A 6,190-nucleotide genomic window follows, 5' to 3' on the forward strand; every position below is an offset into this window, starting at 1 on the left:
TGTATTTGCTTTCAGCGACAACCGCCACTATGAAGCAACATTTCGCCGACTGTGTTTCACGCTGCCCGGAGAATTTTCATGACAGAAGAAGCCGCAAAAAACATTGACACCCTCATCGAGCTCACCGCCGATGTCGTCTCAGCCTATATCTCCAACAACCCGGTCCCGGTGGGGGATCTCCCTGCCCTGATCGGCCAAGTGCACGCGGCGCTGAAAGGCACGGCCGCAGGCGTCACCGCACAAAAGCCGGTTGTGCTTATGCCTGCTGTCCCAATCAGGAAGTCGGTGACACCGGACTACATCATCTCCCTTGAGGACGGGAAGAAATTCAAATCGCTAAAGCGCCATTTGTCGATCCACCATGGCCTGACGCCGGATGAATATCGCGCCAAATGGGGCCTGCCGGCAGATTATCCTATGGTCGCGCCGAATTACGCCGCGGCGCGCTCGGCGTTGGCCAAGACGATGGGACTCGGCCGCAAACTGAAAGAGCCGGAAACGCCGGCGCCGACGAAGCGGACCCGCAAGAAGGTCGCAGCTTGATTTCAGCGTTCGAGGTTCCTTCTGGAGCGCGCAGCTGCGGTCGGCATCTGCGCAGAATACGAGAAGGCGGGGACAGCCCGCTTTCAACTGCAAACATCCTTGTTTCACAAGAAGCGCGTCCGCTTGCAGCAATCTGCTGCGCCGAGCCCTATTCTCGCCCGCTCTTGTCGAGCGGCCGTCAGTACATCCGGACTTGCCGCGTCCTTCCGGCTCTTGCCGGGGGTAGGAGAAAAATCAGCCAGCTTGGCTGAGGCTGCCAGCGGAGGATTTGCCAGTGCGGCGGTCCTGCTCGATCTCATAGTTGATCTTCTGGCCGTCAGCGAGGGTCGAGAGGCCCGCGCGTTCGACAGCGCAAATGTGGACGAAAACATCCTGACCGCCATTGTCGGGCTGGATAAATCCAAATCCCTTGGTGCTGTTGAACCACTTCACGGTTCCAGTCGCCATATGCGTATTGCTTGTAAAGTTTGCAACACGTTCTGGTTCGGCGATCATGCCGGGCCGGTTCATAGTATAACGCAGCAAATGCGAAAGAAGGTAAGGCCCGGAGCGACACGCCGTGGTAAGCGCATCGTGCAGCCAGTGGACTGGCCGCGACCAAGCGGCAGTCGCAAAGGCAGACGAACTAACGCACCATGTGGTGAACCTTGCAATGAGGAGTCAGGGGCCGGCACCTCGTACGATCGCCATCGTCAAGAGGAGTCGAAGCGTTAATCACTCCGGCCAGCGCGGATGCGATCGATCAGGCGAGCGTTTTGCTGGATCAGTTCAAAGGTGAGTAAGGAACAACCGCCCAAGCGATCGACGACTTCCTGCTTGATCTGATGACCCTAGTGGTTGTTTTAGAAAACACCCGCAAGAGGCTCTACAATCTGGCGAGGCAGTTGGCGCGCGTGAGATTGACCAGGATCAGTCTTGTTCTAGGCTGATTAGAGCGCCCACTCTCGCGAAGAAGGGGGCCGATCTGATCATCGACAAAATCGAGCGCAGCAAAGCTGACCTGTGGGTGATCGCTGCTGCGATTCCTCATGCACCACCCAGCGTCTGGATCAACGACAACGAGGGCTGCGGAACAAGCCTGGTCAGCGCCACCTCTTGCGACTTCTCAACCCACACTAAGTCTTGTCGGTGGAGGGAAGCCGATGCGATGTGCACCAAGTGCAGCTTTGGGATGCCAAGCGCTTGCGAGTGCAATCTGTGCCCGGCCACCCATGACATCCGGCACGCGGACCTCAGCAGCATAATCAGTCGCAGGTGGCCGATTGCAAAAATGCGTTGGACGGGTCCGATTTACTCGGGAACATGCGAGCATGGAAAAGTGGCGGCCATCTTCATTGCATCTTGAACATTTTGCGGCTTCGCGATGGGCCTACTAAAGGCGACTGCGTGGGCGATATGGTCGTTATGGCGGTCATGCTGACGGCAAGACAACAGATCGGGAGCCTGGGCCTAAACACCTAGGCTCCGGCGGTGAGCCGCTTCAGTCGTGGCATGGACGATTTCACGGTCTTCGAAAACCGTTGGAAAATGCGTGGGGGCGGGTGGACGAAAGCGTGCGATCGGCCTAGACGACATTCGCACGCCCCCAAATCCGCCGAGAGCACTATGAAGCAGCAGCGACCTTTTGTCGTCGAGATCAAACAGAAGCGTGGGCTCATGAAGCGGCCACAGTCAATCTGGGGCGGCATCGACCTGGCCGCCATCGCGAACGATATCGCGGAAGCGAAGACTGAAGGTGCGATCGCTGAAGTGCCGATTTTTCCTTGTGAAGATATCCGTTCTCGGCCCATGGCCGCCGTTGGTGAAGCGGTACCCGACGCCAAGGAGGTGATCATGCCCGACGGATCGCTTCCTAAGCAGCCGACGGTTGAGAAAGCGCCGGTTCCGAAGGCATCGAACCCACCGACTGAAGACAGACGGACCCGCCAGAAAAAGCGGCGGCAGAAAGATGTTGCTTTGCCGAGAGGTGAACGATGGAAGCGGCGCCTGCCATGGGTGCTCCGCCAGCGCCGGGCTGTGCCGTAGGTCAACCGCACCAGGATTGAAGCTGCCCTTGTCGAACTGTCCATGACGGGCCGGCAGTGCACTTGCCTATCAGACGCCCTCGGATTTAGGGGCGAGAATGAAATCGAAAACGGGCTCAGGCTGGCCAGGCATCGGCTCTCGCAAAACAGCCGGGAAAGTTGTGGCCGTTTCGGCGTGTACCGCGAGCTTGGCAGGTGTCATTCCGAGTGCGGCCTCAAAGGGCCGGCTCGGCAGAGGCGCCACCCGACGAAAAAGCGCTGCAGCTCTCGCCGCATGGCGCGCGGCAGCGACCCGCTTTCCCTCGCGGATTTTCACCCCGGCCGCCGCCAACAGGATCAATCCCTTGAACAAAAGGCGATGCTGAGTGCTTTGTTTCGCAGCGTGCCAAAGAGGCTCCCAAGCCTCATGGGCTTCCCAGTAATAACCGTGATTGAACAGGTCGATACCCCATCGGAACCCGTTTGAGCTGAGTGATTCCTCGACGGCAACAACGGTCACCGGGTCGCTTTGGTAACTGTGACCCAGCGGGTCGCGAACCGGATGCGGATGTTTGCCAGGCAGGTATGCGTAGCCCGGGAAATTCTTTTCGGGGAGCAAGCGACGACGTGACATAGACCCCAGCAATCATGAAAGCACGTCGATGACAATCATGTCATATGGAATCTGATGGACACCGCTGCATTGGCTGCTGGGTCCTTCCATCCCTGAGATTTCAGCCTCCGCCGTACACGAACGACGCCGGACGTCTTCGGTGGCAGACGCCGATAGCGCTTGACCGTCTTGAAGCCCGACTACTCGCGCACCGAAGACTGACGCTGCTTCTGCGAGCAGCAAGCCCGGTCGCAAGGCCCCAGGCGACCCCAAGGTAGTTCGGATCGATCTCCGCCCGGAGCCAGTCGCGCCGGCGTTCAACGTGAGCAGTTTGATGACGGGAACGAAGCTGGGTCTCACTGCGGAGCGGCTGCTGCTGGCGGGGATTCGCGCGCTGGTGCCTCATCGCCGCCGCGCCATCTGCTTAGCCCGCAAGGTAGGAAGCGGCGCTCAGCCGGCTAGAACCGGGCGAAGTGACCAGAGCTCCGAAGTTTGGCTAGCAGGATGATGGCCGTTCCGCGGTGGTCAACCCTCGCTTGCTCACGCAGCGGAGACGCATCCCAGGCAGCCAATTCTGCCACCAAAAGGGCGGTGTCCCCGTTTACCGATGCGCATCTAAGTTGTCCGTTCTTCTCCATCACGATTATTGCTGTGCCGGTGACGCCATATCCAATCGCGGCCATCCGCTGCACGCAGATATCGCCGTCGACACGAACATCGAAAAGAACCGATCCTGCGGTTTTCTCCGCAGCGTCAGCCACACGATCACAGAACGGCCGATGCAGGCCTTCGATATTGCCGAGTGACTGCTCAAACAACGCCAATTCAACATGCTGCGCCACCATGGCTGCGAAAATGCGCGCCGGCTGGCACAATCGACAATAGGCCAGGGCTGACTATCCACGCACCAATCGCCCTCCCGATGCCTACATCGCAACTGCGCTCTTGGCCGGCGCTACTTCGCTTGTCCGCGGCATGCCCTGCCGTTGCAGCGCTCCTCAAACAGATTGCGCATGACATCACAGCCGAAGATGGCCAATAGGGCGGACGACCTTGTAGTATCGCTTCATTGGTCTTCCCAAGCGCCGCCATTCTTTTCCATAAGCGTTTCGGCTTGCCGGAAATTAGGAATCCGCATGGCTTTTCGGGTGGGTGCTGGCAGGAAGACTTATGCGCGGGCGAGGATGGATCAAGGCGTTGCGTCAGGACGACGCTCGGCAAGTGCGTGCGCATTGCGGAACTGGAGCGCGATCTCATGGCGACCAAATGAGGAGTCTCGGAATTATCCCTGGACGATTTCGCGAGTCACATTCTTCCTGCCAATCGAAACCGACAGATTGCGAATTTAGTGGCGAGTATATGTCCGCGATTTAGCGGAACGACTGTCCCGTTTTTGCGAAATGCGCACTCACTCAGCGGAGACGCATTCCACGCAGCCAATTCCGCCACCAAAAGGGCGGTGTCCCCGTTTACCGACGCGCATCTAAGTTCTCCGTTGTTCCCCAACACGATTATTGCTGTGCCCGTTACGCCATATCCGATCGCAGCCATCCGCTGAACGCAGCTATCGCCGTCGACGCCAACATTGAACAGAACCGACCCTGCGGTTTTTTTCGCGGCGTCAGCCACACGATCGCAGAACGGTCGATTGAGGCCCCAGATATTGCCGAGTGACTGCTCGAACAAGGCCAATTCAACATGCTGCGCCACCATGGCGGTGAGAGTGCGCGCCGATTGGCGCAATCGGCAAGACGCCAGCGCTGATTATCCACACACTGCCTGAACTATTTTTACAGCGGGCATAAAATCCTAAATCCCCGTGGGACGGCACGTCCTGTGTCCTGCAGCGCGTTGTTGAGCGCATGGCCCATATAGCGGATTGATGATGGTGAAGGCCTCGGGCTCTCCTCGGCTCCGGCACCGGCACGGAATGCGTCGGCCGGCACCGCAAAGGGCGTTCGGCCGGCCGGAGGGAGGTCGAGGCAGCAAGCATTCCCAGTGGGGAAGTCAGGCTGTTTGGCTGTCGCATCCAGGAAAGGTCGCGCCACAGAACTTGATTGCCAGTCAAATTTTGTTTTCTCGACGCTTCACGAATTAGCATTGGATGCTTCGCTGTTGGGCGTGAAGGAAGATAGGCTGGCGATGGCGCGGCCCGAGCGAACCCACAAAGCCTTCACACGATGCAGATAAGGCAGGGGACCTCGTCGAACGTGTCGACACGCTGGCTGGCGTTGCTCATGACTGAGCGGAAATAGAGCACGGCAAGACGGTGGAGACCATCGCGCGCAGCGTCGACCACCGACGCGTACCTGTTCAACTCGTTGCGCAGGTCGACAAGGAAAATGCGGTCGCCGTCAATGCCGATCACATCAAAGGAAACGGCCCGCCCATTGCCGCATGGAAGCGTGACAATGCTGCTCGACCTCCTACATGTTAATGCATCACGCAATAGTAGCCAATCACCCACCCGGCCAGTTTGCTGCCTTTGCCCGGCTCTAACTGCCCCTGAGGAATGTCTATCGACATTCCTCAGGGAACTCGACGCGAATGTCTGCAATATCCGCTAAGCGGGCAGAATTTCTGCGACAGCATTTGCTGAAACCCTACTTTACAACAGTGTGGCGCTTCCGGCCGAGCGAAAGCCGGATCGGGAGGTCTTGGGACGATATCATTGTACCAACCTCGACGACGTTGCCGTTGATCCGCACACCTCGTCCCGAGATCGCCCTTCGCGCTTCCCCTTTGGAGGAGGTCAATCCGGCGCGTACCAGCAAATCCACAAGGGCTACTCCGGCCAAGCCCTCGGCGTCATTTAGATGAAGCGTCGGTAGCCCCTCTGCGGCTTCGCCCTGCCCAAATGCTTGGCTAGCCGTGGCCTCCGCTTGTTTGGCGGCGTTAGTTCCATGTGCCAGGGCCGTAGCTTCGTTGGCGAGACGTTCTTTGACAGCGTTTAGCTCGGTTCCTTCAGCCTGTCCAAATCGCTCGATCTCGTCCATCGGCAGATCGGTGAAAAGCTTCAGGAACCGAACGA

8 protein-coding genes are annotated in these 6,190 nt (G+C 58.5%); 2 read left to right on the forward strand and 6 right to left on the reverse strand.

Features of this window, described 5'->3' with window-relative positions:
* The first annotated feature begins 78 nt into the window (after nucleotides 1-78).
* Entirely contained in the window at nucleotides 79-543 is a 465-nt protein-coding gene (locus tag NKI58_RS20530; RefSeq protein WP_352853706.1) for a Ros/MucR family transcriptional regulator, read from the forward strand.
* Between the two features lie 234 nt (nucleotides 544-777).
* Here NKI58_RS20530 and NKI58_RS20535 read toward each other — a convergent pair whose 3' ends face one another.
* The gene (locus NKI58_RS20535) at nucleotides 778-990 is read right to left on the reverse strand and encodes a cold-shock protein (RefSeq protein WP_352853718.1); all 213 of its coding nucleotides are present in this window, start codon (nucleotides 988-990) and stop codon (nucleotides 778-780) included.
* Nucleotides 991-2,148: 1,158 nt separating this feature from the next.
* On the opposite strand from NKI58_RS20535, the gene NKI58_RS20540 reads away from it, so the two are divergent.
* Complete coding sequence (locus NKI58_RS20540; RefSeq protein ID WP_352818224.1) at nucleotides 2,149-2,568, forward strand: hypothetical protein; 420 nt, start codon at nucleotides 2,149-2,151, stop codon at nucleotides 2,566-2,568.
* Between the two features lie 69 nt (nucleotides 2,569-2,637).
* On the opposite strand, the gene NKI58_RS20545 is transcribed toward NKI58_RS20540, so the two are convergent.
* The 5 genes from NKI58_RS20545 to NKI58_RS20560 form a co-directional block, all read right to left on the reverse strand.
* The gene (locus tag NKI58_RS20545; protein WP_352517674.1) at nucleotides 2,638-3,180 is read right to left on the reverse strand and encodes a DUF309 domain-containing protein; all 543 of its coding nucleotides are present in this window, start codon (nucleotides 3,178-3,180) and stop codon (nucleotides 2,638-2,640) included.
* Between the two features lie 437 nt (nucleotides 3,181-3,617).
* Nucleotides 3,618-4,004 carry a hypothetical protein gene (locus tag NKI58_RS20550; RefSeq protein ID WP_352853708.1) on the reverse strand — a complete coding sequence of 129 codons (387 nt, stop codon included), beginning with the start codon at nucleotides 4,002-4,004 and terminating at the stop codon, nucleotides 3,618-3,620.
* A 460-nt stretch (nucleotides 4,005-4,464) separates the two neighbouring features.
* A complete protein-coding gene (locus NKI58_RS35590) occupies nucleotides 4,465-4,872 on the reverse strand; it encodes a hypothetical protein (RefSeq protein WP_502898835.1) in 408 nt (135 codons plus the stop codon).
* Nucleotides 4,873-5,332: 460 nt separating this feature from the next.
* Nucleotides 5,333-5,527, reverse strand: coding sequence for a hypothetical protein (locus tag NKI58_RS20555; RefSeq protein ID WP_352853710.1), 195 nt, complete (start codon nucleotides 5,525-5,527; stop codon nucleotides 5,333-5,335).
* A 235-nt stretch (nucleotides 5,528-5,762) separates the two neighbouring features.
* Nucleotides 5,763-6,190, reverse strand: a 428-nt coding sequence (locus NKI58_RS20560) for a S4 domain-containing protein (protein ID WP_352853712.1), incomplete at its 5' end; no start/stop codon positions are given.

It is taken from the genome of Mesorhizobium sp. M0522 (assembly GCF_040321085.1).
GTDB lineage: Bacteria > Pseudomonadota > Alphaproteobacteria > Rhizobiales > Rhizobiaceae > Mesorhizobium.